Consider the following 24,000-nt stretch of genomic DNA (forward strand, 5'->3'; position numbering starts at 1 on the left):
TCCCCTCAGTCGGTGAGTCGGTGCCCGGTCAGCTCGACGAACGCGTCGTCCAACGTGGCCTGCTCCAGCCGCAGGTCGGCGGCGATGATCTGGTTACGGGCCAGCACGGAGGTGACCGCGTGCAGCACCTCGCCGGTGCCGGTCACCACCACCTGGGCACCGCTGCGGGTCACCGAGTTCACCTGCGGCAACTCGGCCAGGAGACGATCGTCCAGCGGTGCGGAGGGGCGGAACCGGATGCGTTGTTCCGGTGCCACGGCCGAGACCAGCCCGGCCGGGCTGTCCAGGGCCACCACCCGTCCCTTGTCGATCACGGCGAGCCGGTCGCAGAGTCGCTCGGCCTCCTCCATGAAGTGGGTGACCAGCACGATGGTGACCCCCCGATCCCGGATCCGTTCGATCAGGCTCCAGGTATCCCGGCGGGCCTGCGGATCCAGCCCGGTGGTCAACTCGTCCAGGATGGCGATCCTCGGGTTGCCGACCAGGGCCAGCGCGATGGACAGCCGCTGCTTCTGGCCGCCGGAGAGCTTGTCGTACGGGGTGTTGCGCTTGGCGCCCAGCCCCAACTCCTCGATGAGGGCGGCCGGGTCGGCGGGGTCGCGGTAGAACGAGGCGTAGAGGTCCAAAGCCTCGGCAACCCGGAGCCGATCCGGCAGTTGGCTCTCCTGTAGCTGCACCCCCACCAGTTGGCGCAGGCGGGCGGCGTCCCGGCGAGGGTCCAGCCCGAGGATGGACACCTCGCCCCCGTCGGGGACGCGCAACCCGGCCACGCACTCCACAGTGGTGGTCTTGCCCGCACCGTTGGGCCCGAGGATTCCGAAGATCTCGCCCGCCGCGACGTCGAACGACACATCCTGCACCGCCATCGTCTCGCCGTACCGCTTGTGCAGGTGGGACACCTCGATCACCGGCATCGCGACCCCTCTCCTCGGCTACCCGTTCAGCCTCGCGGCAGCGGGTCGGCGGGGGATCGACCAGCCGTAGATGATCTCCACCGGCTCCGGTTGACCCGAACGATCCGTCAATCGGTTGATGCGGTGACCGGTGACTAGGCTCAGCGCGTGAACGTTTCCGAGATGTCCGGCACCGCCACGAGCACCGCACGGCGGTTCGCCGGTGGGGCCGGGTTCCTGCTGCGTGGCATCGGTCTCTACGTACGCAATCCCGGTCTGATGCTGCTCGGGGTGGTGCCGGCGCTGATCTCCGGCGTGCTGTTCCTGGCCGCGTACGCCGCCCTGGTCTTCTTCGTCGGTGACCTGGCCACGGCGGTGACCCCCTTCGCCGACGACTGGTCGACGGCGACCCGCCGGGTGGTCCGGGTGATCGCCGGCCTGGCCATCCTCGGTCTGGGTGGCCTGCTAGCCGTGCTCACCTTCACGGCCGTCACCCTGGTCATCGGCGACCCCTTCTACGAGAAGATCTCCGAGCGGGTGGAGCAGCGGTACGGCGGGGCGCCGGACGCGGTCGAGGTGCCGTTCTGGGCCTCCCTGCGGCGCAGCCTCATCGACTCGATCCGGCTGGTAGCCCTGGCGGCACTGTTCGGCATCCCGCTGTTCGCGGCCGGGTTCATCCCCCTGCTGGGCCAGACCGTGGTACCGGTGATCGGTGCCGCCGTCGGTGGTTGGCTGCTGGCCGTGGAACTGGTCGGCGCGCCCTTCTACCGGCGGGGCAAGGGGCTGCGGGAGCGCCGGGCGGCGCTGAAGGTCGACCGCCCCACCGCCCTGGGCTTCGGGATGGCGGTCTTCGTCTGCTTCCTGATCCCGCTCGGGGCGGTGGTGCTCATGCCGGCCGCGATCGCCGGTGCCACCCTGCTCGCCCGCCGCACCCTCGGCCAACCCGTCACGGAGGACTGACCCGTGGACATCACCCTGGTCGAGGGGGACATCACCGCCGAGCGGGTCCAGGCCACCCCCTGAGCCGCCGCGGCTCGCTCCTTCTCGGCCCGCGTCGGCCTGGCCTGACCGTTCCTGCCCGCTCGCAGGCTTGCACCGCGCGACTGGGTGCATCCTCGTCCGGGAGGTGCCGAACCCGTCGTACCCGTACCGCAGGTAGGCCTAGCGGGAGGCGGCGCAACAGGTCGGCCTGCCGTCGGTGATGGGGGACCAGCACGTCGACGGTCTGGTAGCGCCACCTGCCCCGCAGGCCACCGGCCGTCGCCGCCGCCAGCCCGGCGAGCACCGCGCCCGGCCCGGCGGCCAGCACCGCCGCCCACCACTGCTGCTCCTGGCGGTACGGCTCACTGGGCGGCGCGGCGCGCAGGATGCCGCGACACACCCGGCCCCAGCGGCCGGTCGCCAGCAGGTGCCGTACCTTCGCCGGAGTCAGTTCGGCGGTTGCCTGTGCCCAGCTCAACATCCCCGACTGCTCGAACAGCAACCACTGCACCGCATCCCCATCATCACTCGGCATCCGCACCGATCGATTGCACCGCAGTGTGGGTGCATTTGTTGTCCCCCTGACGACAACAAACGCACCCAGAAGTCAGGAGGCGGGGAGGGCGGCGATCGCCTCGACCTCGACGAGTTGGCCGGAGTAGCCGAGCACGGTCACCCCCAGCAGGGTGCTGGGGGCGTCGTGGTCGCCGAAGGCCGCCCGTACCACCTCCCAGACCGTGACCAGGTCCTCCTGGCGGCTGGAGGCCACGTACACCGTGCTCTTGACGACGTCGGCCAGGGTGGCCCCGGCAGCGGCCAGGGCGGTCTCCAGGTTGGCCATCACCTGCCGGGCCTGAGCCGCGTAGTCGCCGGGGGCGACCGTGCGGCCCTCGGCGTCCAGCGGGCAGGCGCCGGCGGTGAAGATCAGGCGGGTGCCGGGTTCCACGGTCGCCAGATAGGCGTACGGGGCGACGTCGGTGAGCGCGGGAACGGGCAGCAGGCGAACCGGGTGGGACATGTGGGGCAGGCTAGCCGCCCGCCGAGCCGGGTGCCACGCGATAAGGGTTGTTAATAGGGGGCCCTTGCTCTACCTGAGGCGTTAATAAGGTGCCCTTCCTTACACCTCAGGCGGAGTCGCGGATGATGAGTTCGGTGGGCAGGATGAGGGCCGGTTCGACCTGTTCCCCGGCGGCCAGGCGGAGCAGCAGTCGGGTGCCCTGTCGGCCGAGTTCGACTATCGGCTGGCGGACGGTGGTCAGCGGAGGTTCGGTGTACGCGGCCGTCTCGATGTCGTCGAAACCGATCACGGCGACATCCTCCGGCACCCGCCGTCCGGCCTCGCGCAACGCCCGCAGGGCGGCGTGCGCCATCAGGTCGGAGGCGGCGAAGACGGCGTCCAGGTCGGGGTGGTTGGTGAGCAGTTCCCGCATCGCCGCCGCGCCGGACTCCCGGGTGAAGTCGCCGACCGCCACCATCTGCGGCAACCCGGCGGCGGCCATGGTGTCCCGGTAGCCGGCCAGCCGTTCGATGCCGGCGACCATGTCCTGCGGCCCGGCGATGGTGGCGATCCGGCGGCGCCCCCTGTCGATCAGGTGTCGGATCGCCTGGGTGACCCCGCCGACCTGGTCAACGTCGACGTACGGCACGTCCGCGCCGTCCAGGGGTCGGCCGCTGCACACCACCGGGATGCCCAGGGCGGCGAGCCGGGCGGGCAGCGGATCGGCACCGTGCAGGGAGGCGAACAGCACCCCGTCGACATGCCGGCCGGTGGTGTACCGCTCGACCCGTTCGTGCCCGGCCGGTGAGCCGGCCAGCATCAGCACCAACTGCTTGTCGGCGGCCTCCAACTCCTGGGCGGCCCCCCGGATGATGCCGGGAAAGACCTGGTCGTCGGAGAAGACCCGGGTGGCCTCCTCCGGCATGACCAGGGCGATCGAGTCGGTCCGCTGGGTGACCAGGGTGCGGGCGGCCAGGTTAGGCACGTACCCCAACTCGGCCACCGCCTGGCGGACCGCATCCCGGATCGGCTCGGCGACCGTGGTGGAACCGTTCACCACCCGGGACACGGTGGCTCGGGACACCCCGGCCCGCCGTGCCACCGCTTCCAGAGTGGGCCGTTGTGCGCCCGTCATCGGAGAGATCACCGCCTCGTCACAGCCCGTTCCGGGAGATCACCTCCTGGTACCACCGGGCGCTGGACTTCGGTGTACGCCGTTGGGTGAGGTAGTCGACGTGCACGATTCCGAATCGCTTGCGGTACCCCTCGGCCCACTCGAAGTTGTCCAGCAATGACCATACGAGATAGCCGCGCAGGTCCACTCCCCGGGCGATGGCCTCGTGGGCGGCACGCAGGTGCCCGTCCAGGTACGCGATCCGGTCCTCGTCGTGCACCGGGCTGGTGGCCTCCGAGGTGCCCTTGTCCGGGAAGGCCGCCCCGTTCTCGGTGATCATCAGCGGCACCGGGGGGTAGTCGGTGGCGATGCGTTCCAGCAGCCGGGTCAGCCCGGCCGGTTCGATCATCCAGCCCATGTCGGTGAGCGGCCCGACCGGCGGCAGGAACTCCACCGCCCCCGCCGTGCCCGGGTAGGCGCCGCCCCCGCCCTCGCCGTCCGACCGCCCGGCGACGTAGGTCGGGGCGTAGTAGTTGATCCCCAGCAGGTCGATCGGGGCCGCGATGATCTTCTCGTCGCCCTCGGCGACGAACACCGGCTCGACGATCCGAGCCACATGCTCGCGGACATCCTCGGGGTAGCCGCCGACCAGCAGGGGATCCAGGAAGATCCGGTTGTGCAGGCCGTCGACCAGGCGTACCGCCTCGGCGTCGGCGGCGCTGTTCGCGTCCGCCGGGCGTACGTCGGCCGGGTTGAGGGTGATGCCGACCCGCCCGGCGCCGCCCGCGCGCAGGGCCTGGGTGGCCAGGCCGTGCGCCAGCAGCAGATGGTGTACGGCGCTGAAGGCGGCACCCGGATCCTGCACCCCCGGGGCGTGCACCCCGTTGCCGTAGCCCAGGTACGCCGAGCACCAGGGTTCGTTGAGGGTGGTCCAGGTGCTGATGCGGTCCCCCAGCCGGGCGTACACCGCGGCGGCGTAGGTCGCGAAGTGCTCCGCGGTCTCCCGCGCCGTCCACCCGCCCCGGTCCTGCAGGTTCTGCGGCAGGTCCCAGTGGTAGAGGGTGACGATCGGGTCGATGCCCCGGCTCAGCAGGGTGTCCGTCAACCGGTCGTAGAAGTCCAGCCCACGGGGGTTGACCGGGCCGCTGCCATCGGGCTGGATCCGGGGCCAGGCCACCGAGAACCGGTACGCCCGCAGACCCAGCTCGGCCATCATCGCCACGTCCTCGGCGTACCGGTGGTAGTGGTCGCAGGCGACGTCACCGGTGTGCCCGGCGTACACCTTGCCCGGGGTGCGGCAGAAGGTGTCCCAGATCGACTCCCCGCGCCCGTCGTCGCGGGCCGCCCCCTCGATCTGAAAGGCGGCCGTAGCCGCTCCCCACAGGAAATTCTCCGGGAACCGGATTCCACTCACGATTTGACCGCACCTTCCATGATTCCGCCGATGATCTGGCGTCCGAACAGTACGAACACCAGCAGCAGCGGCAGGGTGGCGATTGCCGTACCGGTGAACACCTGGGACATGTCCTGGTAATAGCCGTCGGAGAGGGCCCGCAGGGACAACTGCACGGTGGGATTCTCCGGATCATTGAGCACCGCGTACGGCCACAGGAAATCGTTCCAGGTGGTCATGAAGGTGAGTAGGCCCAGCACCGCGATGGCCGGCCGCAACGCGGGCAGCACCACGTTCCAGTAGATCCGGGCGGTGCCGCAGCCGTCCACCCGGGCCGCCTCGATCAGCTCGGTGCTGATCGCCTGACCGGCGTACTGCCGCATCATGAACACCCCGAAGCCGGTGACCAGGGCGGGCAGGATCACCGCGGGCAGCCGGTCGTTGAGGTTCAGCCTGGTCATCAGCATGTACAGCGGGATGATGCCGAGCTGGGTGGGCACCATCATCGTGGCGATGATGACCATCAGCAGGGCGTTGCTGCCCCGGAACCGCAGCTTGGCGAAGGCGAACCCGGCCAGGGAGGAGAAGAGGACCACCGAGAAGGTGACCGTGGCCGCCACGATCGCCGAGTTGATCAGGCCGGTCAGGAAGTACGCGTCCGTGTTGGCGAACAGTCGGGAGATGTTGGCGCCCAGGTTGCCGCCGGGGGTGACCGGCGGGGGCAGTTGCCCCATCGCGTCGCTGGAGCGACTGGCCACCACGAACATCCAGTAGATCGGAAACAGCGACAGGAATCCGGCGGCGAGCAACGCGCCGTAGGTCAGCGGGCTGGCCCGCCAGAGTCGACTCATCGGAAGCCTCCCTTTCGGGCGTCCCTGGGTGGCCGGGTCCCCGATCCGACCCGGCGGATGATCAGTACGTTGATCGCCGCGACGATGGCGATCAGGGCGAACAGCAGCCAGGCCACCGCGGAGCCGTACCCGAAGTTGTAATAGGGCGCGAAGGCGTTCTCGAACATGTACATCGTCATCGTCTGCGACTCGCGCAGCGGCCCACCCCGGATGGGGTTGGTGCCGGAGTGGAACAACCGGGGTTCGGTGAACAGTTGCAGCCCACCGATGGTGGAGATGATGACGCAGAAGATGATCGTCGGCTTGAGCAGCGGCACGGTGACCGACCAGAACTGCCGGGCCCGGTTCGCCCCGTCGATCGCGGCGGCCTCGTACAGGTCCCGGGGGATGGCCTGCATGGCGGCCAGGAAGATCAGGGCGTTGTAGCCGGTCCACCGCCAGTCGACCATGGCCGAGATGGCCACCCAGGAGGCGAACCGGTTGGACTTCCACTCGATCCCGTCGATGCCGACCAGGTCCAGCAGCCAGTTGACCATCCCGAACTCGCGGCCGAACAACACCCCGAAGACGATCGCCACCGCGGCCGTGGAGGTCACATTGGGCACCAGCACGGCCATCCGCCAACCGGTACGCATCCGCAGCTGCCGGTTGAGCAGGTTGGCCAGCCAGAGCGCCAGCAGCAACTGGGGCACCGTACTGATGACGAAGATGCCCAGGGTGTTGACCACGGCGTGCCAGAAGTCGCCGTCGGCCAGCAGCCGGGTGTAGTTGTCCACCCCGATGAAGGTGGGATCGCTGCCGAGCAGGTCCCAGTCGTGCAGGGAAACCCAGAAGGTGTACGCGAGCGGCCAGGCCCCGAAGATCGCGAAGACCACGAAGAACGGGGCGATGTACAGGTAGGGCGAGTATTTCGCGTCGATCCGGCTCAGCCGGCCGGCCCGCGACAGGCGGGATCGGCCCGGTGCCGGCCCGGTCGGCCCTCGCGCGTCGAGCTGCAACGCCATGACCCGTTGACTCCTCTCCACGCCCCACCCCCGCGCCGATCCGGCCGGTCATCGCGTACGCCCGGCGAAGGTGGCGGGCCCGGATCGGCGGCGGGGGTGGCGGCTGTCGGGCCGGTTACTTGGCGGCAGCCTTCTTGGCGTTGGTGACGGCGTCCTGCCAGCCCTGTTCGGGAGTGCGCTGGCCCAGCTCGACCGTGCGGACGGCGTTCTCCACCTCGGTGCGGACCGCCTGGTTCTTCGGGCCCATGTAGACCGGCTTCAGGGTCTTGGCGCCCTCGGCGAAGATCGTCCCGATCGGGGCCCCGGAGAAGTACGCGTTGGTGGCCTCGGCGATCGCCGGGTCGTTCAGGGCCTGCGGTGAGGAGGGCAGCGGGCCCTTGGCCTTGAAGGCACCGATCTGCCCCTGCGGGCTGGTCAGGAACTTGACCAGCTTGATCGCCTCTTCCTTCTGCTTGCCCTGGGCCGGCACGGCCAGGTGGGAGCCACCCCAGTTGCCGCCGTCACCGGGGACCCGGGCGATGTCCCACTTGCCACTGGCCTCCGTGCCGGCGTTGCCCTCGATCACCCCGGTCATCCAGGCCGGGCAGGCGATGGTGGCGAACTTGGCCTGCTTGAAGGCGGATACCCACTCCTCCGACCAGGAGCCGTACTTGCCGGACAGACCCGCCCCGATGATCTTCATGGTGGTGTCCCAGGCCTGCTTGACCGCCGGGTTGCTGTCCACCACGAGGTTGTCGCTGGTGTCGTAGTAGTGGTAGCCCTGCGCCTTGCCGGCGGTCTGCAACACGATGGTGTTGAAGGTGTTGGTGGCCGCGTCCAGGAAGGAGGCGCCGGTGTTCGCCGCCTTGAACCGCTCGCCGACCGCGATGTAGTCCTCCCAGGTCGGCCAGAGCTTGGAGACCTCGTCACGCTCGGTGGGCAGCCCCGCCTTGGCGAACAGGTCCGTGCGGTAGCACATCGCCATGCCGCCCACGTCGGTGCCGAGCCCGATCAGCTTCTGCCCGTCGGCGGTCAGTCCCTGGTTCCACTTCCACTCCAGGAAGTTGCCCTTGAGTTCGCCGGCGCCGTGGTCCAGCAGGTTGACGAAGTTGTCCGGGTTGGCCTTGTACTCGACCATCAGACCCTCTTCGATGGCGACGATGTCCCCGGCGCCCTTGCCGGCGGCCAGCCACTGGGTCAGCCGGGGCGAGTACTCGTCGAGGTTGCTGCCGGTGCCCCGTTCGACGATCTTCACCCCGGGGTTGGCGTCCATGTACTCCTGGTAGAGCTGGTCGTAGCCGAGCTGTCCGAAGACGTCGACCGTGAGGGTTATCTGGCCGTCGTCGGCCGCGTCCTCGCCGGCGCAGCCGCTGGTGGCGAGTAGTGCACCGATCGTTGCCAGGGCCACCGCCGCGAGGCGGTGGCGGGAAAAGGTGCCCATGGTCTGGTGACCCCTCTCAGGTCCGGGTGGCGGTGCGGAATGGTGAGAGAGCGCTCTCACGTAGCCTGCGCCTCCCGGTGGAGAGGTGTCAAGAGAGCGCTCTCTCGCCCCGGGTCACAGAACGGCCACGACCCCGCGGTCCGCTTTCGCCGTTACGGCGGAATGGCGGTCACCTGGAGGTCAGGTAACCGCCATTCCGGCGAAACGGTGTTGATCTATGGGTCAGCCGGTGCGTACTCCGTCCAGCAGGGTCGGGTCGCCGCCCACCGTCAGGGATTCGAAGCTGACCCGACCCCAGAGGGCCAGCAGCAGGTCGCTGGCGGTGCCGCTGACATGCACCCGGGCGTGGTGCTCGTCGTGGTCGAGAATGGTGCCGGTGTCCAGCAGGGCCACCCCCTCGCCGCGTAGCCGCAGGTACCACTCCTGCGCGGCGTCGGTCGCGCTGAGGCGTACCACCCCGCGCCACTGGCCTGTCGCCGCGCGCCGACCGGCCGGCAGCCAGGTGTCGAGCACCTCGCTGACCCCGTCGGCCGCCAGCTTGGCCTCGATCGGTTCACCGGCGGCGATGGCGAGCTGGGCGTCCCAGCGGTGCAACGCCGTCTCGTGCGCCATCCGGCGCGGCCAGAAGCCGGCCTTCTTCGGCTGGGGGGCCCAGTTCCAGGCCGGGGCCTCCGGGTCCAGGGTGTCGAAGAGGACCATCAGGTCGTCGTACGCCTGCTGCCACTGTTGCGCGGCCGTGAGCCCCGGGACGGGCGCCGGGCGCTGCGGCCGGGGCTGCTCCGGCGCAGTGGTCCGGCCCGCGCCGGCCACGGTGTGTACCCACTGGTAGATGCCGGTGAGGTGCAGGGCCAGGTCGGTCACCGTCCAGCCGGGGCAGGAGAGCACCGGTGTCTCGGGTGGGGCCTCGGCCACCGCGGCGGCGAACGCCGGGCCCTCCGCCCGGAGCGCGCCGATCCAGAAATCCTTGGAGCCGTGCATTCTGCTCATCGCCATCCTCCCGGGGGTGACCCGGCCACCAGTGGGTGCCGCGGCTGCCTATCAGCCTAGGGTGAAAGCTGTGTCTGACGTCTACGCCCAGCCGACAGCCGCCGCCCAACCCGCTATTCGGGGTGATCTGTCGCAATACACCACATTGTGCCTCGGTGGACCGGCCGCGCGGATCGTCACCGCCGCCACTTCCGACCAGATTGTCACTCAGGTACGCGAGGCCGGCGAGCGCGTACTGCTGCTTGCCGGGGGCAGCAACGTGGTGATCGGCGACGCCGGTTTCCCGGGCACGGTGGTGCTCGTCCGATCCCGGGGTCTGCGGGTGCTGGCCGAGGACGAGCGGACCGTGACCATCCGGGTGGAGGCCGGCGAGCCCTGGGACGACCTGGTCGCCACGACGGTGCGCAACGGCTGGTCCGGGCTGGAATGCCTGTCCGGCATCCCCGGCTCCACGGGGGCCACCCCGATCCAGAACGTCGGGGCGTACGGGCAGGAGGTCGCCGAGACCATCCTCGGCGTGCAGGTGTACGACCGCACCGCCGGGACGGTCCGCCAGGTGCCGGCGGCCGACTGCGGCTTCGCGTACCGGGGCAGCATCTTCAAGTACAGCGAGCGCTGGGTGGTGCTCGGGGTCGACTTCCGGCTGGCCCGCTCGCCGCTGTCCGGCCCGGTCCGGTACGCCGAACTGGCCCGCGCCCTCGGCGTGGAGGTCGGTGACCGGGTGCCGCTGACCCAGGCCCGGGAGACCGTGCTGGGCCTGCGGGCCGGCAAGGGGATGGTGCTGGACCCCTCGGACCCGGACACCCGTTCGGTCGGCTCCTTCTTCACCAACCCGATCCTCGACCCGGCCGGGTACGAGGTGCTGCGGCAGCGCGCCGCCGACCTGGGTGAGCCGCCCGCCTGGCCGGGCGCCGGGGATCTGGTCAAGGTCAGTGCCGCCTGGCTGATCGACAAGGCCGGCTTCGGCAAGGGCTACCCCGGCCCGGAGGGGGTCGCCATCTCCGCCAAGCACACCCTGGCGCTGACCAACCAGACCGGCACCGCCACCACCGAGGCCCTGCTGACCCTGGCCCGCGAGATCCGCGACGGCGTCCAGGCCCGCTTCGCGGTGACCCTCCACCCCGAACCCGTCCTGATCAACTGCACCCTCTAACCCGCTCGCCCACCCCACCCCCTCTTGATCACCTGGCCTTGGGTGGGGTGTTGGGGGCGATGGGGGGCCAGGGGAGGGTCAGTTCGCCCAGACGCCAGCGGCGGGGGCGGTGGAGGATGGGCCAGCCCTGGGCGCGTACGGCGGCCACCGTGTGCAGCCAGCGCTGGCGGGGACCGTACGGGGCGTAGCCGGCGGCGGCCTGCCAAGCGTCGTCCAGGGCGCGGATCAGGGCGTGGATGGGTTCCCCGGGGATGTTGCGGTGGATCAGGGCCTTGGGCAGGCGTTCGGCCAGTTCGGCCGGGGACTGCATGGTGGACAGCCGGGCCGCCAGGGTCAGCGAGCGCGGGCCGGTGGCATCGAGCAGCACCCAGGAGGCCAGCCGCCCCAACTCGTCGCAGGTGCCCTCGACCAGCAGGCCGCCAGGCGCCAGCCCGGCGGTGAGGCGGGCCCAGGCACCGGCCACCTCCGCTTCGTCGTACTGCCGCAGCACGTTGAAGGCGCGTACCAGCACCGGGCGCAGCCCGGCCAGTTCGAACCCGCCCCGGGCGAAGGTCAGGCCAGGTGGGTCGGCGGCGGCCTGGGCGACGGCCACCCGGCCAGGGTCGATCTCCAGCCCGACCACCCGTACGTCCGGGCGTACCCCGGCGGCCAGCCGGGCGCGTAGCTCCACCACGGTCACCGGGCTGGCGCCGTACCCGAGGTCGACCACGAGGGGGTCCGGTGCGGCGCGCAGCACCTCGCCGCAGGTGTCGACGATCCAGTTGTCCACCCGGCGGAGCCGGTTCGGGTTGGTCGTGCCCCGGGTGATCACCCCGAGCGGCCGGGAGGCCCGCGTCGGCATGGCGCCTTCCTCAGGCTCCGCTCGTGCGGTGCACCTTGTGCTGGGCGGCCTGCGCCAACGGACGGACCACCAGCCGGTCCACATTCACATGCTGGGGTCGGGTGGCGCACCAGGCGATGCAGTCGGCCACATCCTCGGCGACCAGGGGCTCGGCCACCCCGGCGTACACCGACTCCGCCCGATCGCTGTCACCGCCGAAGCGGACCAGGGAGAACTCGTCGGTCTTCACCATGCCCGGGTCGATCTCGATCACCCGGACCGGTCGGCCGCACAACTCCAGCCGCAGGGTGCCGGCGATCGCGGTCTGCGCGTGCTTGGCGGCGGTGTAACCGCCACCGCCCTCGTACACCGTGAAGCCGGCGGTCGAGGAGACGATGACGATCGTGCCGGCGCCAGAGGACTCCAGTGTGGGCAGCAACGCCTGGGTCACCCGCAGGGTGCCCAGCACGTTCACGTCGTACATCCATTGCCAGTCGCCGACCGACCCGGCTTCCACGGGGTCCATGCCGCGTGCCCCACCGGCGTTGTTGACCAGCAGGGTGACCGGCCCGGGCGCCTGCTGCGCGGCCCGGGCCAGGGCCGCCACGGACTCGTCCGAGGTGACGTCACAGGCCACCGCGGTGGCGCTGCCACCTGCGGCGGTGATCCCGGCGACCAGGTCGGCCAACCGGTCGGTACGCCGGGCGGCGGCCAGCACGTGAAATCCCTCGCCGGCCAGTCGGCGTGCGGTGGCGGCCCCGATCCCGCTGGAAGCCCCGGTGACGATGGCGACACGACTCATCCGGTCATTCTCGCCCCTGTCCAGGGGGCGGGCCCGGCTACCCCCGCGATGAGGTCGATCACGCCGGTGGCCCCTGGGCGACGTATTACCAGCCGCCGATCGGGAAGATGGCATCTGGCGCGGAGGTTGACGCAGAGGCACGTCGGTCGTGCAGTACGGCATCAACCCTGGCTTAGGGAGCAGAAGTGGCGGATTTGCACACCGGTGTCGGTCGTCAGCGAGGTGCCCTGCCGTGGCCGCGCCCTCGACGGATCGCAACCCTCTCGGTGCACACCTCGCCCCTGCACCAGCCCGGCACCGGGGACGCGGGCGGCATGAACGTCTACATCCTGGAAATCGCCCGGCGGTTGGCCGAGGCCGACGTGGAGGTGGAGATCTTCACCCGCGCCACCTCGGGTGACCTGCCCCCGGTGGTGGAGGTCGTCCCCGGGGTGCACGTCCGGCATGTGATGGCCGGTCCGCTGGAGGGGCTGACCAAGGAGGAACTGCCCGGTCAGCTCTGCGCCTTCACCGCCGGGGTACTGCGGGCCGAGGCCGCCCGCCCGCCGGGCTACTACGACCTCATCCACTCCCACTACTGGCTTTCCGGCCAGGTCGCCTGGCTGGCCAAGGACCGCTGGGGGGTGCCGCTGGTGCACACCGCGCACACCCTGGCCAAGGTCAAGAACGCCCAGCTGGCCGCCGGGGACCGGCCCGAACCCAAGGCCCGGGTGATCGGCGAGGAACAGGTGGTCGCCGAGGCCGACCGGCTGGTGGCGAACACCCGGGTGGAAGCCGAGGACCTGATCGACCGGTACGCGGCCGACCCGACCCGGGTGGCCGTGGTCGAGCCCGGGGTGGACCTGGACCGCTTCCGCCCACCGGCCGGTGACCGGGACGCCGCCACCCGTACCGCCCGGGCCCGGCTGGGCCTGCCCACCACCGGTCACCTGGTGGCCTTCGTGGGCCGGATCCAGCCCCTGAAGGCCCCGGACGTGCTGATCCGGGCGATCGCGGCACTGCGCCAGCAGGATCCCGCGCTGGCCCGCGAGGTCTCCGTGGTGATCTGCGGTGGGCCCAGCGGCAGCGGACTCGACCGGCCCACCGCCCTGATCGAGTTGGCCGCCTCCCTCGGTGTCGCCGACCGGGTGCACTTCATGCCACCGCGTACCGGGGCCGAGTTGCCCCTGCTGTACCAGGCGGCCGACCTGGTGGCGGTGCCCTCGTACAACGAATCCTTCGGCTTGGTCGCCCTGGAGGCCCAGGCCTGCGGTACCCCGGTGGTGGCCGCCGCCGTCGGCGGCCTGGTGACCGCGGTACGGGACCAGGTCAGCGGGGTGCTGGTGGATAGCCATGATCCGGTCGACTGGGCGCACACCCTGGCGGGTCTGCTGCCGGACCGAGCCCGCCGAGCGCGCCTGGCGGTCGGTGCCGCCCAGCATGCCCGCAACTTCTCCTGGCACCGCACCGCGGAGGGCCTGCTAGCCGTCTACGGTGAGGCCCTGGTGACCCACCGCGCCCGCCTGACCTCCGCCCTGGCGGCCTCCTGCTGAGGCGTCAGTGCGGGGCCCGGCGACGGGCGGTGCCGTCCGGGCGGCCGTAGAGTTGATCGGATGAGTGACCTGGGTGCCCTGATCGAGTCGGTCTGCGCCGAACGGGAACTGCCCTGCGCGGTTACCGGTCCCGGCTCGTACGCGGTGACCCTGCCCGGTACGCACAAGCTCAAGACGATCTGCAACCTGATCGTCGGTGAGCACGCGCTGCGGATCGAGGCGTTCGTGATGCGCCAGCCGGACGAGCGGCGTGAGGAACTCTGGGCCTGGCTGTTGCAGCGCAACGCCCGGATGTACGCGGTGTCGTTCTCCATCGACGCGGTCGGCGACATCTACCTGACCGGCCGGGTCAACCCCGCCGGAGTCGACGCCGACGAGCTGGACCGGCTGCTCGGCGCGGTGCTCAGCTACGCCGACGAGTCCTTCGACACCATGCTGGAGATCGGCTTTGGCAGTTCCATCCGCCGCGAGTGGGAGTGGCGGGTCAAGCGGGGCGAATCGACCGCCAACCTGGCGGCCTTCGCCCATCTCTTCGAGCCCTCGAAGACCACCGGCACCGAACCCGCCGAGACTGCCGGCGACGGCGGGGGGAGGGGTCCGAACCGGACCTGACCGGGACTGTCGTACCCGATTCGTGGTTTAGCGGGGTTCTGCTGGGTAAGCCGCAGCGCGCGGTGCGGCTTTGGGACCCGCCGTGCGCCGAGACTCCAGTGTCGAGGAGCGTGAGCGTCCATGGCTCAGCGAAGCAGCACTGGTCGCGGCGGGACCGCGACCAGGACCAAACGACAGACCGGCAACCAGACCCCGAACACACCACGGATCTCCGAATCGGAGATCTCCCGGATGCGGGTGGACGACATCCGGGGCCAGTTGCGTCGGTACGGGGTCTCCGGCATCTCCGCCCTGCGTAAGCCGGAACTGGTGAAGAGGCTCGCCAGTACCCTCCGGTCGGGTGGGGCGGCGCGGGGCAGCAGTGGACCGGCCGGCCGGGCCAGCACCACGAAGAGTGCCGGCACGAAGCAGACCCGTACCACCGCGGGCCGGGCGAAGGCCACGCCCGCCAAGCGGACCGGCCCGGCGCGGACAGCATCGGCAACCGGCACCACCCGACAGACCGCCACCGCCCGCAAGTCGACGGCGACCGCCCGCAAGGCCGGCAGCGCGACTGCGGCGGCGCGTAGGGCCGGCACTGCGGGGACGACGACGACCACCGCCGGGGCCCGGAAGGCTGCCCCGCGCAAGACGACCCCGGCGGCGAAGGCCACCGCTGCCCGCAAGTCGATGCCGGCCCGCAAGGCCGCCACCAAGGCGGGTACGACGACCCGCGCGACCACCCAGGCATCAACCCGCCCCGCGCGGAAGACGGCGCCGGCCCGCACCACAGCGAAGACAACACCGTCCCGCAGCGCGGCGAAGACGACAGCAGCCCGTGCCACAGCGAGGACGGCCCCGACCCGCGCCGCGGCGAAGTCGGCATCGGCCGGTGGTGGGGTGCGGACCGGCCGGTCGACGACCCGTTCCGCCCGGTCCTCGCAGGTGATCTCCTCGTTGCAGGACCGGCCGGAGCGTCCGGGCCGGAGCCTGGTCACCACCAACCATGAGGTGATTCAGCGGTGGGCCCGGGAGCGGGGGGCCAAGCCGGCCACGATCAGCGGCACCGAACGGGAGGGCCGGGTCGGGGTGCTGACCTTCAACATCCCGGGTTACCGGGAGGGCGGCCGGATCCGCGAGATCAGCTGGGATGACTGGTTCCACACCTTCGACCTGCGGCGGCTGAACTTGATCTACCAGGAGCAGCTGCGGGACGGTCGGCAGAGCAATTTCTTCCGTACGGAGTCACCCGATCGGGAGGACGGATAGCAGGTTTGCGGGAATCCCGGCCGGGTATGCGCTGTTGGCCGGGAAGGACCAGCCCGTCGGAGGGGGCAGGTTCGCTGTGACGGGCGAGACAGCCCATCAGGTTGAATCCGGCCCACGGGGCGAACTAGCGTTATTGCACCGCACCACGCTTGGAACCGTTCGGGGGAGCGGCAGATCGCGCAGATCTGTGCACCAGGCGAGGTGTTGGAGGACGGGTGGAGCAACACCGTTGGGGGACGGTGTCCACCTGTTTGGACCGGCGGCGCGAGCGGGCGTCGCTTACGGGGGTGAGTGCCGCCCGCCGCCGCCGGTCGTAACGATCGACGATGTGCCCGGTGCCCACGCACCGGGCACATCGCGTCGCCCGCGACTAACCGCCGCTGGGACCGACCGGCTCAGCCGTCTTCAGCGGCGCGGACGGGGCCCCGGCGGTACGCAGGGCCAGGGCCCGCCGTTCCCGGGCCGGCCCGGACACCAGGTGGGCCACCGCCATCACCAGGCCGATGCCGGCGCAGCCGAACCACAGCGCGGCGTTGCCGGCCTGTTCCCGCACCAGACCGCCGAGGATGGGTGCGATGGCGCCGGCCAACTGCCAGGAGAGGGAGAAGGCGCCCTGGTAGCGGCCCCGCAGTTCACTCGGGGACAACTCGGCGATGAGGGTGGCGTTGGAGGGTGAGTTGAGCATCTCGCCGACGGTCCAGATCAACACCGTCAGCCCGTAGAACCAGGCCGCGTCGGCGAAGGCGGTCAGGCCGAAGCCGAGGCCCATCACCACCGCCGCCAGGGCCAGGACGTGTGACCGGCTGCGCCCCCGGATCAGTCGGGGGATGAAGAGTTGGCCGACCACGATCAGGACCCCGTTGAGCGCGATCACCGAGCCGTAGGTGGCCGGGCTCAGTCCGGAGTCGGCCATCGCGATCGGCAGCATCGAGATGTGCTGGAGGAAGACCAGCGCGCCGAGCAGGTTCAACCCCACGAACCACAGGTAGACCCGGTCGTTCAGGATGGCGCGGAAGGCGTTCACCGGGGCGGCGCTGGCTCGGGTGCTGACCGTGATGGTCCGGGTCTCCCGCACCTTGATGAAGATGATCACGGCGGTGACCAGTGTGGTGGCCGCGTTGATCACGAACAGCAGCAGGTAGCCGGCCTGGGCGGCGAAGCCGGCGAGCACCGCGGCGCAGGCGAAGCCCAGGTTGATCGCCCAGTAGTTGAGCGAGAAGGCCCGCAGTCGATCCCGTTCGGGCACGACGTCGATCATCATCGCCCCGAAGGCCGGTCGGGCCGCCTCGGCGAACAGGCCCAGCAGCAGGGCACCCAGCCCGACCGCCCAGAGTTCGTGGGCGAAGCCCAGCGCCAGCATCATCACCGCGCCGCCCAGGTGGGCGGTGAGCAGGGTGGGTCGCCGTCCCCACCGGTCGCTGAGGGTGCCGCCGACGGTGGCGCCGACCGCACCACCGGCTCCCCAGAGACCCAGCACGACCCCGGCCTGGGAGGCGGAGAATCCGCGTTCCTGGGTCAGGTAGATCGCCAGGAAGACGAGGACGAAGGAGCCGAGCCGGTTGATCAGGGTGCCGGTCCACAGGTACCAGAAGATCTTCGGCAGACCACCGGTGGTCTCCTGGAGCCAGCCCTTTGCCGCACGCACGCCGGCGCCCCCGTCCGTAATGAGTGATGAACCAGACAACCCTTACAACCTAGTGGCGCTCCGGAAGCAAGGTCATCCGGTTTTCCACGTGGTGGTCGTCACGACCCTTCCCGCGCGTACGTTCCCGGGTTACGGCAGGATGATCGGCATGACAGCGAGCGAGGGACCCACCGTCGGGACGCTGGTCCTGTTGCGGCACGGCGAGAGCGACTGGAACGCCAAGAACCTCTTCACCGGCTGGGTCGATGTGGACCTGACCGAGAAGGGCGAGAACGAGGCGCGCCGCGGCGGCGAGCTGCTGCGCGAACACGACCTGCTGCCGGACGTGGTGCACACCAGCGTGATGCGCCGCGCCATCCGTACCGCCGAACTGGCGTTGAACGCCGCCGACCGGCACTGGATCGCGGTGCGTCGGTCGTGGCGGCTCAACGAGCGGCACTACGGCGCCCTGCAGGGCAAGAACAAGAAGCAGACCCTGGAGGAGTACGGCGAGGAGCAGTTCATGCTCTGGCGCCGTTCGTATGACACCCCGCCCCCACCCATCGCCGACGATGACGAGTGGTCTCAGGTGGGCGACCCGCGGTACGCGCTGCTGCCGACCGAGCTGATGCCCCGTACGGAGTGCCTCAAGGACGTCGTCGAGCGGATGCTGCCGTACTGGTACGACTCGATCGTGCCGGACATCCTGGCCGGTCGGACGGTGCTGGTGGCGGCGCACGGCAACTCGCTGCGCGCCCTGGTCAAGCACCTGGACCAGATCAGCGACGAGGCGATCGCCAAGCTGAACATCCCCACCGGGATTCCGCTGCGCTACGACCTCGACCCGCAGCTGCGTCCGCAGACCCTCGGCGGCACCTACCTGGACCCGGAGGCGGCCAAGGCGGCCGCCGCCGCGGTGGCCAACCAGGGCCGCTGAGCTTTTCCGTTGTTAAGAAGGGCCCCCTGCTATACGCGAGGCGTTAACAGGGGGCCCTTCCTTGCACCTCAGGCGGGTTTGCCGGTGATCAGGTAGACGACGTGTTCCGCGCTGTTGACCGCGTGGTCGGCGAACCGTTCGTAGAAGCGGCCCAGCAGGGTGGCGTCGATGGCGGTCTCCACCCCGTACGGCCAGTCCGCGCCGAGCAGCACCCCGAACAGGCCCCTGTGCAGCTCGTCCATCGCGTCGTCGTCGCTGTCCAGTTCGGCGGCCAGGTCGGCGTCCGGGTGGGCCAGCACCCCTGCGATCTTCTCCGCCATCCGGTCGGCGATGGTCGCCATGTCGGTGAAGACCGGCCGCAGTTCCGCCGGCACGGCGGGGGAGGGGTGGCGGCGCAGGGCGGTCTTGGCCACATGGTCGGCCAGGTCGCCCATCCGCTCCAGGTCGGCGGCCACATGCAGGGCGGTGATCATGGCCCGCAGGTCGGAGGCGACCGGGGCCTGCCGGGCCAGCAGGTCACAGACCCGCTCCTCCACCTGCCGGTACAACTCGTCGATCTGGGCGTCCTGCTCGATGACGGTCTCGGCGGCCCGCCGGTCGGCGGCGAGCAGGGCCCGGGTCGCCTGTCGTAGCGCCGCCCGGACACCCTCGGCCATCTCCACTAGCAGATGGCTGACGGCTTGCAGTTCGGCCCGGAACTCGTCGCGCATGCTCACGTCCTGTCGTTCGTCGGTGCCGGCCGGTCTCGGCCGACGATGCTTTTGCGCAGGTCGGCGCCCAAGTTAGGGCCGCTGGGAGGCCCGGAGGTGAACGCCGGTGAACTGAGCCGGGCGCGAAGGTGAACTTTCCCGGAAGTGAGCGTGCTTCGCCCGTTTTCGTCCGGTAGTCGGGTCAGCATTGACCCTACGATCACCGAGTGATGTGGGCAGTGACGGCGGCAGTGGCCGGGGCGCTGGCGGCCGGAGTGGTCGTCGGGCTCTGGCTGTCCGGACTGCTGCCCGAGGCGCCTGGTCCGGGCGGCTCCCCCCGCCGGGGGTGGGGCCCGCTCCGGTTCGGTAAGGGGAGGGACACGATCGTCGAGGATGTGCAGGTCGGTCTGGGCCGACGAGCGATCGACTCGCTGCGTGCGGGGGTCGTGGTGCTCGACGCCGAGGACCTGCCGGTGCTGGTCAACCCCGCAGCCCGGGCGTTGGGGCTGTTGCGTACCGGGGCCCAGCCGGGTTCGGTCATCGCGCATCCGTTGGTCCGTACCCTGGCCGGGCAGGTCCGACGCACCGGGGTGCGTCGGGAGATCGAGCTCGACCTGCCCCGTGGCCGCGACAAGGAGAACCCGCTGGGGGTGCACCTGCGGGCGATGGGGCTGGGCAACGGCCATGTGGCCGTGGAGGCGGTCGACGTCACCGAGTCCCACCGCCTGGCCCGGGTCCGCCGGGACTTCGTGGCCAACGTCAGCCACGAGTTGAAGACGCCGATCGGCGCGCTGCAACTGCTGGCCGAGGCCCTGCTCGACGCCACCGAGCCGGCCAGCGCCGGGCCGCCGGACCGCTCCGAGGACCTGGTCGCCGCGCGTCGCTTCGCCGAACGGATCCAGCACGAGTCGACCCGACTGGGCCGGCTGGTGCAGGAGTTGCTGGAGCTGACCCGGTTGCAGGGCGCCGAACCGCAGCCCGCCCCGGAACCGGTCGCGGTGGACTGGGTGATCTCCGAGGTGATAGACCGCACCCGGACCGCGGCCACCGCCCGCCGGATCACCGTGGCGGTAGAGGGGCAGCGTGGGCTGACGGTGTACGGCAGCGACAGCCAGTTGGCCACGGCGGTGGCGAATCTGGTGGAGAACGCGGTCAACTACTCGAGCGCGGACACCACCGTCCTGGTCACCGCCCGGGCCACCGCCGATCATGTCGAGATCGCCGTCACCGACCAGGGCATCGGCATCGCCCCCAACGAGGTGGACCGGGTCTTCGAACGCTTCTACCGGGCCGACCAGGCCCGTTCCCGCGCCACCGGCGGCACCGGGCTCGGGTTGGCGATCGTCAAGCACATCGCCAGCAACCATGGCGGACGGGTCGAGGTGACGAGCACCCTGGGTGGTGGGTCCACCTTCACCCTCCGGCTGCCCGCCCGCCCCCCGGAGGATCTGCTGTCCGCCCTGCCGGGTATCGAGCCCGGTCCGGCCGAGGTCCCGCAGAGTTGAGCACGAATGGAAAGGAAAGGCCGTTGAGCCGGGTACTGGTGGTCGAGGACGAGGAGTCGTTCTCCGACGCCCTGTCGTACATGCTCCGCAAAGAGGGCTTCGAGGTCTCCGTGGCCGCCACGGGCACCGCGGCTCTGACCGAGTTCGACCGCAGCGGCGCCGACATCGTGCTGCTCGACCTGATGCTGCCCGAGATGTCCGGTACCGAGGTCTGCCGTCAGCTACGCCAGCGCTCGCACGTGCCGATCATCATGGTCACCGCCCGGGACAGTGAGATCGACAAGGTGGTGGGCCTGGAGATCGGGGCCGACGACTACGTCACCAAGCCGTACTCCCCCCGGGAGCTGGTGGCCCGGATCCGGGCGGTGCTGCGCCGGCAGAGCGTGGAGACCGTGGAGTCGGGCTCCGCCACCCTGGTCGCCGGGCCGGTCCGAATGGACATCGAGCGGCACGTCGTCACGGTCGCCGGGGCGGCCGTGCAGTTGCCGCTGAAGGAGTTCGAGCTGCTGGAACTGCTGCTGCGCAACGCCGGGCGGGTGCTCACCCGGGGCCAGCTCATCGACCGGGTCTGGGGCGCCGACTACGTGGGCGACACCAAGACCCTGGACGTGCATGTCAAGCGCCTGCGCTCCAAGATCGAACCGGAGCCCTCCTCGCCACGGCACATCGTCACCGTGCGGGGTCTCGGCTACAAGTTCGAGCCCTGATTCGTCGCGGTCAGGCCGGGTCGGCGGGGTGCGGAGCGGTCAGGCCCTGCCGCAGCCGGGTAGCGCACAGCTCGGCTAGCTTCGCGTACGCGGGGGCGCCGATGAGGGCGGTCAACTCCGGGCCGTACGACAGGTACATCGGCTCCGCCCCGACGTGCGCGTCCGTGGAGGAGGTGCACCACCAGTCGAGGTCGTGACCGCCGGCGCCCCAGCCCCGCCGGTCGAACTCGGCGAGGGTGGAGACCAGCACCTTGGTGTTGTCCGGCCGGGTGACCCAGTCCTGATCCCGGCGGATCGGCAACTGCCAGCACACGTCCGGCTTGTACTCCAGCGGATGCACCCCGTCGCGCAGCGCCTGGGCGTGCAGGGCGCAGCCGCCACCGGCCGGGAAGTCCGCGTCGTTGAGGAAGACACAGGGCCCCTCGGCGTCCCGGGTGGCCGTCCGCCGGGCCGGGTTCTTGCCGTCCACGGTGTCGTTCTCGGTCCAGTTCTTGAACCCCCGACGGAAGTGCTGCCAGGTGGCCGGGGTCAGCCGCTTGACCGCCGCCCGGACCCGCTTCTCGTCGTCGGAGTCGGTGAAGAAGGCCCCGTGCGAGCAGCAGCCGTCGGCGGCCCGCCCGGCGATGATGCCGTGGCAGCCCTGACCGAAGATGCACGTCCAGCGGGAGAGCAACCAGGTGAGATCGGCGCGCACCAGGTGCCGCTCGTCCGCCGGGTCGACGAATTCGATCCACTCCCGGGGGAAGTCCAGCGGCACCTCACGGCTGCGCGGGTCCGCCGGGTCGTCCACCAGCACGCGGAGTTCGATCTGCCCTGTCACCCGGCCCAGCGTACGCGGGGTGGGCCGGGTGGGCCGGGCAGTGCCGCGAACGGATTGCCCTAGGGTCGTGCCCATGCGACTGGGTGTCCTGGACGTCGGTTCCAACACGGTGCACCTGCTGGTGGTCGACGCCCAGCGGGGTGGGCATCCCTGGCCGGCGCATTCCGAGAAGGCGGTGCTGCGGCTGGCCGAGCAGTTGGGGCCGGACGGTGCCCTGCCCCCGGCCGGCGTGGACGCCCTGGTCGAGGCGGTCGGCGCGGCCCGCGCCTCGGCCACCGCGCTGAAGGTCGACGAACTGCTCGCCTTCGCCACCTCCGCGGTGCGCGACGCCACCAACGGCGCCGAGGTGCTCGCCCGGGTCCAGGAGACCACCGGCGTACGCCTGGAGGTGCTGCCGGGGGCCGACGAGGCCCGGATGACCTTCCTGGCGGTGCGCCGGTGGTTCGGTTGGTCGGCCGGTCGGCTGCTGGTGCTGGACATCGGGGGTGGCTCGCTGGAGATCGCGGCCGGTGCCGACGAGTACCCCGACCAGGCGGTCTCCCTGCCGCTGGGGGCGGGCCGGCTGACCCGGGACCGGCTGGTGGTGGATCCGCAGAGCCCGGCACCGCCGGGACCCCAGGCGGTCGACGAGCTTCGGGAGTACGTGGAGAGCCTGCTGGAACCCGTGGCCGAGCGGATGGCCGAGGTGGGCTGGGAACGCCCGGTGGCGACCTCCAAGACCTTCCGTACCCTGGCCCGGTTGGCCGGGGCCGCCCCCAGCAGTGCCGGCATCTGGACCCGTCGCCGACTGACCCGCGCCGGGCTGCGCCAGGTGCTCGGCTTCATCCGGCACATCGCCCCCGCCCAGTTGGCCGAGCTGGAGGGGGTCAGCGCCGCTAGGGCGCACCAGTTGCTGGCCGGTGCGGTGGTCGCCGACTCGGTGCTGCGCCGCCTGGGTGTCGACTCCCTGGACATCTGCCCGTGGGCGCTGCGTGAGGGAGTGATCCTAGATCGACTGGATCGGTTGGCGCCAGAGTGACATTCCTCGGCCGGTTTGACCGCATTGCTGAGTTCTCGTCGCATTGGTGCAATCGATGGCGGCTACCCTCGGTGGTGTGACCTCCCGAGTTCCCGTACTCCTGTCCACGTCCTCGGTCTTCCCTGAACGCACCGCGGCGGCCTTCCAACTGGCCGCCGAACTCGGCTACGACGGGATCGAGGTGATGGTCTGGACCGACGCCGTCAGCCAGGACGCCGGGGCGCTACGGGGGCTGGCCGAGCACTACGGGGTGCCGGTGCTCTCCGTGCACGCCCCCTGCCTGCTGGTGACCCAGCGGGTCTGGAGCCCGGACCCCTGGGAGCGGCTGCGCCGCTCGGCCATCCTGGCCGAGACGCTCCAGGCCCCGACCGTGGTGGTGCACCCGCCCTTCACCTGGCAGCGGGACTACGCCCGCACCTTCGCCGACGGGTTGGACGAGGTGGCCGGGGAGTTCGGCGGGATCCACATCGCGGTGGAGAACATGTACCCGGTCCGGATGGCCGGCCGGCAGTTCGTGCCGTACGCCCCCGGCTGGGATCCGACCACGGTCGGCTACGCCTCGTACACCCTGGATCTGTCGCACTGCGCCGCCTCGCACACCGACGCCCTCGGGATGGCCGACCGGATGGGCTCGGGCCTGGCCCATGTGCATCTGGGTGACGGCACCGGGGAGGGCCGGGACGAGCACCTGGTGCCCGGCCGGGGCGGTCAACCCTGCGCCGAACTGCTGCGGTCCCTGGCCGGGCGGGGTTTCACCGGCTCGGTGGCGGTCGAGGTCACCACCCGGGGCGCGAAGAGCCGGCAGGACCGCGAGGCGGACCTGCGTCAGTCCCTGGCCTTCGCCCGCGAGCACCTCAGCGCCACCCCGGTCGAGGCCTGAGCGGCTGAGCGCG

General features: G+C 70.8%; 23 protein-coding genes and 1 pseudogene. 10 read left to right on the forward strand and 14 right to left on the reverse strand.

All coding sequences use genetic code 11. From position 1 onward, the window contains the following. Positions 1–5 precede the first annotated feature (5 nt). A complete protein-coding gene (locus OIE53_RS24960) occupies positions 6–914 on the reverse strand; it encodes an ABC transporter ATP-binding protein (protein WP_327023910.1) in 909 nt (302 codons plus the stop codon). A 162-nt stretch (positions 915–1,076) separates the two neighbouring features. On the opposite strand from OIE53_RS24960, the gene OIE53_RS24965 reads away from it, so the two are divergent. Then, positions 1,077–1,853 (forward strand): EI24 domain-containing protein, encoded by a 777-nt coding sequence (locus OIE53_RS24965; protein ID WP_327027404.1) that lies wholly within the window; start codon positions 1,077–1,079, stop codon positions 1,851–1,853. A 31-nt stretch (positions 1,854–1,884) separates the two neighbouring features. Here the strand turns inward: OIE53_RS24965 and OIE53_RS24970 are convergent, their stop codons facing one another. From OIE53_RS24970 to OIE53_RS25005, 8 genes are all read right to left on the reverse strand, one after another. Continuing rightward, positions 1,885–2,409, reverse strand: coding sequence for a hypothetical protein (locus OIE53_RS24970; RefSeq protein WP_327023911.1), 525 nt, complete (start codon positions 2,407–2,409; stop codon positions 1,885–1,887). A 72-nt stretch (positions 2,410–2,481) separates the two neighbouring features. Then, positions 2,482–2,892, reverse strand: coding sequence for a RidA family protein (locus tag OIE53_RS24975; protein ID WP_327023912.1), 411 nt, complete (start codon positions 2,890–2,892; stop codon positions 2,482–2,484). Between the two features lie 106 nt (positions 2,893–2,998). Next, on the reverse strand, positions 2,999–4,006 hold the full coding sequence (locus OIE53_RS24980; protein ID WP_327023913.1) for a LacI family DNA-binding transcriptional regulator: 1,008 nt from the start codon (positions 4,004–4,006) through the stop codon (positions 2,999–3,001). 19 nt (positions 4,007–4,025) lie between these two features. Continuing rightward, complete coding sequence (locus tag OIE53_RS24985; protein ID WP_327023914.1) at positions 4,026–5,399, reverse strand: GH1 family beta-glucosidase; 1,374 nt, start codon at positions 5,397–5,399, stop codon at positions 4,026–4,028. Beyond that, positions 5,396–6,229 carry a carbohydrate ABC transporter permease gene (locus OIE53_RS24990; protein WP_327023915.1) on the reverse strand — a complete coding sequence of 278 codons (834 nt, stop codon included), beginning with the start codon at positions 6,227–6,229 and terminating at the stop codon, positions 5,396–5,398. Before OIE53_RS24990 ends, OIE53_RS24985 begins: the two co-directional genes overlap by 4 nt. Continuing rightward, positions 6,226–7,233: a carbohydrate ABC transporter permease gene (locus tag OIE53_RS24995; RefSeq protein WP_327023916.1), complete on the reverse strand. Its 1,008-nt coding sequence runs from the start codon at positions 7,231–7,233 to the stop codon at positions 6,226–6,228. Before OIE53_RS24995 ends, OIE53_RS24990 begins: the two co-directional genes overlap by 4 nt. A gap of 115 nt (positions 7,234–7,348) precedes the next feature. After that, positions 7,349–8,653, reverse strand: coding sequence for an ABC transporter substrate-binding protein (locus tag OIE53_RS25000; protein WP_327023917.1), 1,305 nt, complete (start codon positions 8,651–8,653; stop codon positions 7,349–7,351). Between the two features lie 222 nt (positions 8,654–8,875). Further along, on the reverse strand, positions 8,876–9,640 hold the full coding sequence (locus OIE53_RS25005) for a maleylpyruvate isomerase family mycothiol-dependent enzyme (protein ID WP_327023918.1): 765 nt from the start codon (positions 9,638–9,640) through the stop codon (positions 8,876–8,878). A 70-nt stretch (positions 9,641–9,710) separates the two neighbouring features. On the opposite strand from OIE53_RS25005, the gene OIE53_RS25010 reads away from it, so the two are divergent. Then, positions 9,711–10,793, forward strand: coding sequence for a UDP-N-acetylmuramate dehydrogenase (locus OIE53_RS25010; protein WP_327023919.1), 1,083 nt, complete (start codon positions 9,711–9,713; stop codon positions 10,791–10,793). Between the two features lie 28 nt (positions 10,794–10,821). Here OIE53_RS25010 and OIE53_RS25015 read toward each other — a convergent pair whose 3' ends face one another. Both OIE53_RS25015 and OIE53_RS25020 read right to left on the reverse strand, forming a co-directional pair. Continuing rightward, a complete protein-coding gene (locus OIE53_RS25015; protein WP_327023920.1) occupies positions 10,822–11,634 on the reverse strand; it encodes a class I SAM-dependent methyltransferase in 813 nt (270 codons plus the stop codon). A gap of 10 nt (positions 11,635–11,644) precedes the next feature. After that, positions 11,645–12,415, reverse strand: coding sequence for an SDR family oxidoreductase (locus tag OIE53_RS25020; protein ID WP_327023921.1), 771 nt, complete (start codon positions 12,413–12,415; stop codon positions 11,645–11,647). A gap of 185 nt (positions 12,416–12,600) precedes the next feature. On the opposite strand from OIE53_RS25020, the gene mshA reads away from it, so the two are divergent. The 3 genes and pseudogenes from mshA to OIE53_RS28545 form a co-directional block, all read left to right on the forward strand. After that, the gene (gene mshA, locus OIE53_RS25025) at positions 12,601–13,947 is read left to right on the forward strand and encodes a D-inositol-3-phosphate glycosyltransferase (RefSeq protein ID WP_327023922.1); all 1,347 of its coding nucleotides are present in this window, start codon (positions 12,601–12,603) and stop codon (positions 13,945–13,947) included. 60 nt (positions 13,948–14,007) lie between these two features. After that, complete coding sequence (locus tag OIE53_RS25030) at positions 14,008–14,559, forward strand: YbjN domain-containing protein (protein ID WP_327023923.1); 552 nt, start codon at positions 14,008–14,010, stop codon at positions 14,557–14,559. Between the two features lie 843 nt (positions 14,560–15,402). After that, positions 15,403–15,807 (forward strand): annotated as a pseudogene (locus OIE53_RS28545) (hypothetical protein); the annotation flags it as partial. A gap of 370 nt (positions 15,808–16,177) precedes the next feature. Here OIE53_RS28545 and OIE53_RS25040 read toward each other — a convergent pair. Next, the gene (locus OIE53_RS25040) at positions 16,178–17,452 is read right to left on the reverse strand and encodes an MDR family MFS transporter (protein WP_327023924.1); all 1,275 of its coding nucleotides are present in this window, start codon (positions 17,450–17,452) and stop codon (positions 16,178–16,180) included. Positions 17,453–17,600: 148 nt separating this feature from the next. Here OIE53_RS25040 and OIE53_RS25045 point away from each other — a divergent pair, with 148 nt between their 5' ends. Beyond that, a complete protein-coding gene (locus tag OIE53_RS25045) occupies positions 17,601–18,368 on the forward strand; it encodes a phosphoglyceromutase (protein WP_327023925.1) in 768 nt (255 codons plus the stop codon). A gap of 68 nt (positions 18,369–18,436) precedes the next feature. On the opposite strand, the gene phoU is transcribed toward OIE53_RS25045, so the two are convergent. Further along, positions 18,437–19,078: a phosphate signaling complex protein PhoU gene (gene phoU / locus OIE53_RS25050; RefSeq protein WP_327023926.1), complete on the reverse strand. Its 642-nt coding sequence runs from the start codon at positions 19,076–19,078 to the stop codon at positions 18,437–18,439. Positions 19,079–19,287: 209 nt separating this feature from the next. Between phoU and OIE53_RS25055 the strand changes: the two genes are divergently transcribed. Together OIE53_RS25055 and OIE53_RS25060 are read left to right on the forward strand one after the other, a co-directional pair. Continuing rightward, positions 19,288–20,562 (forward strand): ATP-binding protein, encoded by a 1,275-nt coding sequence (locus OIE53_RS25055; protein WP_327027406.1) that lies wholly within the window; start codon positions 19,288–19,290, stop codon positions 20,560–20,562. Between the two features lie 23 nt (positions 20,563–20,585). Next, on the forward strand, positions 20,586–21,269 hold the full coding sequence (locus OIE53_RS25060) for a response regulator transcription factor (RefSeq protein ID WP_327023927.1): 684 nt from the start codon (positions 20,586–20,588) through the stop codon (positions 21,267–21,269). A 10-nt stretch (positions 21,270–21,279) separates the two neighbouring features. On the opposite strand, the gene OIE53_RS25065 is transcribed toward OIE53_RS25060, so the two are convergent. Next, positions 21,280–22,089, reverse strand: coding sequence for a hypothetical protein (locus tag OIE53_RS25065; RefSeq protein ID WP_327023928.1), 810 nt, complete (start codon positions 22,087–22,089; stop codon positions 21,280–21,282). A 73-nt stretch (positions 22,090–22,162) separates the two neighbouring features. On the opposite strand from OIE53_RS25065, the gene OIE53_RS25070 reads away from it, so the two are divergent. Together OIE53_RS25070 and OIE53_RS25075 are read left to right on the forward strand one after the other, a co-directional pair. Next, the gene (locus OIE53_RS25070; protein WP_327023929.1) at positions 22,163–23,107 is read left to right on the forward strand and encodes a Ppx/GppA phosphatase family protein; all 945 of its coding nucleotides are present in this window, start codon (positions 22,163–22,165) and stop codon (positions 23,105–23,107) included. 76 nt (positions 23,108–23,183) lie between these two features. Then, a complete protein-coding gene (locus OIE53_RS25075; protein WP_327023930.1) occupies positions 23,184–23,987 on the forward strand; it encodes a sugar phosphate isomerase/epimerase family protein in 804 nt (267 codons plus the stop codon). The last annotated feature ends 13 nt before the right edge of the window (positions 23,988–24,000 follow it).

This window comes from Micromonospora sp. NBC_01739, from assembly GCF_035920385.1.
Taxonomy (GTDB): Bacteria; Actinomycetota; Actinomycetes; order Mycobacteriales; family Micromonosporaceae; genus Micromonospora.

Bases quoted from the DNA above. Each gene is read 5' to 3' on its own strand.
- OIE53_RS24960 (WP_327023910.1), bottom strand. From the start codon at position 914: ATGCCGGTGATCGAGGTGTCCCACCTGCACAAGCGGTACGGCGAGACG.
- OIE53_RS24965 (WP_327027404.1), top strand. From the start codon at position 1,077: ATGTCCGGCACCGCCACGAGCACCGCACGGCGGTTCGCCGGTGGGGCC.
- OIE53_RS24970 (WP_327023911.1), bottom strand. From the start codon at position 2,409: ATGCCGAGTGATGATGGGGATGCGGTGCAGTGGTTGCTGTTCGAGCAG.
- OIE53_RS24975 (WP_327023912.1), bottom strand. From the start codon at position 2,892: ATGTCCCACCCGGTTCGCCTGCTGCCCGTTCCCGCGCTCACCGACGTC.
- OIE53_RS24980 (WP_327023913.1), bottom strand. From the start codon at position 4,006: ATGACGGGCGCACAACGGCCCACTCTGGAAGCGGTGGCACGGCGGGCC.
- OIE53_RS24990 (WP_327023915.1), bottom strand. From the start codon at position 6,229: ATGAGTCGACTCTGGCGGGCCAGCCCGCTGACCTACGGCGCGTTGCTC.
- OIE53_RS24995 (WP_327023916.1), bottom strand. From the start codon at position 7,233: ATGGCGTTGCAGCTCGACGCGCGAGGGCCGACCGGGCCGGCACCGGGC.
- OIE53_RS25000 (WP_327023917.1), bottom strand. From the start codon at position 8,653: ATGGGCACCTTTTCCCGCCACCGCCTCGCGGCGGTGGCCCTGGCAACG.
- OIE53_RS25005 (WP_327023918.1), bottom strand. From the start codon at position 9,640: ATGAGCAGAATGCACGGCTCCAAGGATTTCTGGATCGGCGCGCTCCGG.
- OIE53_RS25015 (WP_327023920.1), bottom strand. From the start codon at position 11,634: ATGCCGACGCGGGCCTCCCGGCCGCTCGGGGTGATCACCCGGGGCACG.
- OIE53_RS25020 (WP_327023921.1), bottom strand. From the start codon at position 12,415: ATGAGTCGTGTCGCCATCGTCACCGGGGCTTCCAGCGGGATCGGGGCC.
- OIE53_RS25030 (WP_327023923.1), top strand. From the start codon at position 14,008: ATGAGTGACCTGGGTGCCCTGATCGAGTCGGTCTGCGCCGAACGGGAA.
- OIE53_RS25045 (WP_327023925.1), top strand. From the start codon at position 17,601: ATGACAGCGAGCGAGGGACCCACCGTCGGGACGCTGGTCCTGTTGCGG.
- phoU (WP_327023926.1), bottom strand. From the start codon at position 19,078: ATGCGCGACGAGTTCCGGGCCGAACTGCAAGCCGTCAGCCATCTGCTA.
- OIE53_RS25055 (WP_327027406.1), top strand. From the start codon at position 19,288: ATGTGGGCAGTGACGGCGGCAGTGGCCGGGGCGCTGGCGGCCGGAGTG.
- OIE53_RS25070 (WP_327023929.1), top strand. From the start codon at position 22,163: ATGCGACTGGGTGTCCTGGACGTCGGTTCCAACACGGTGCACCTGCTG.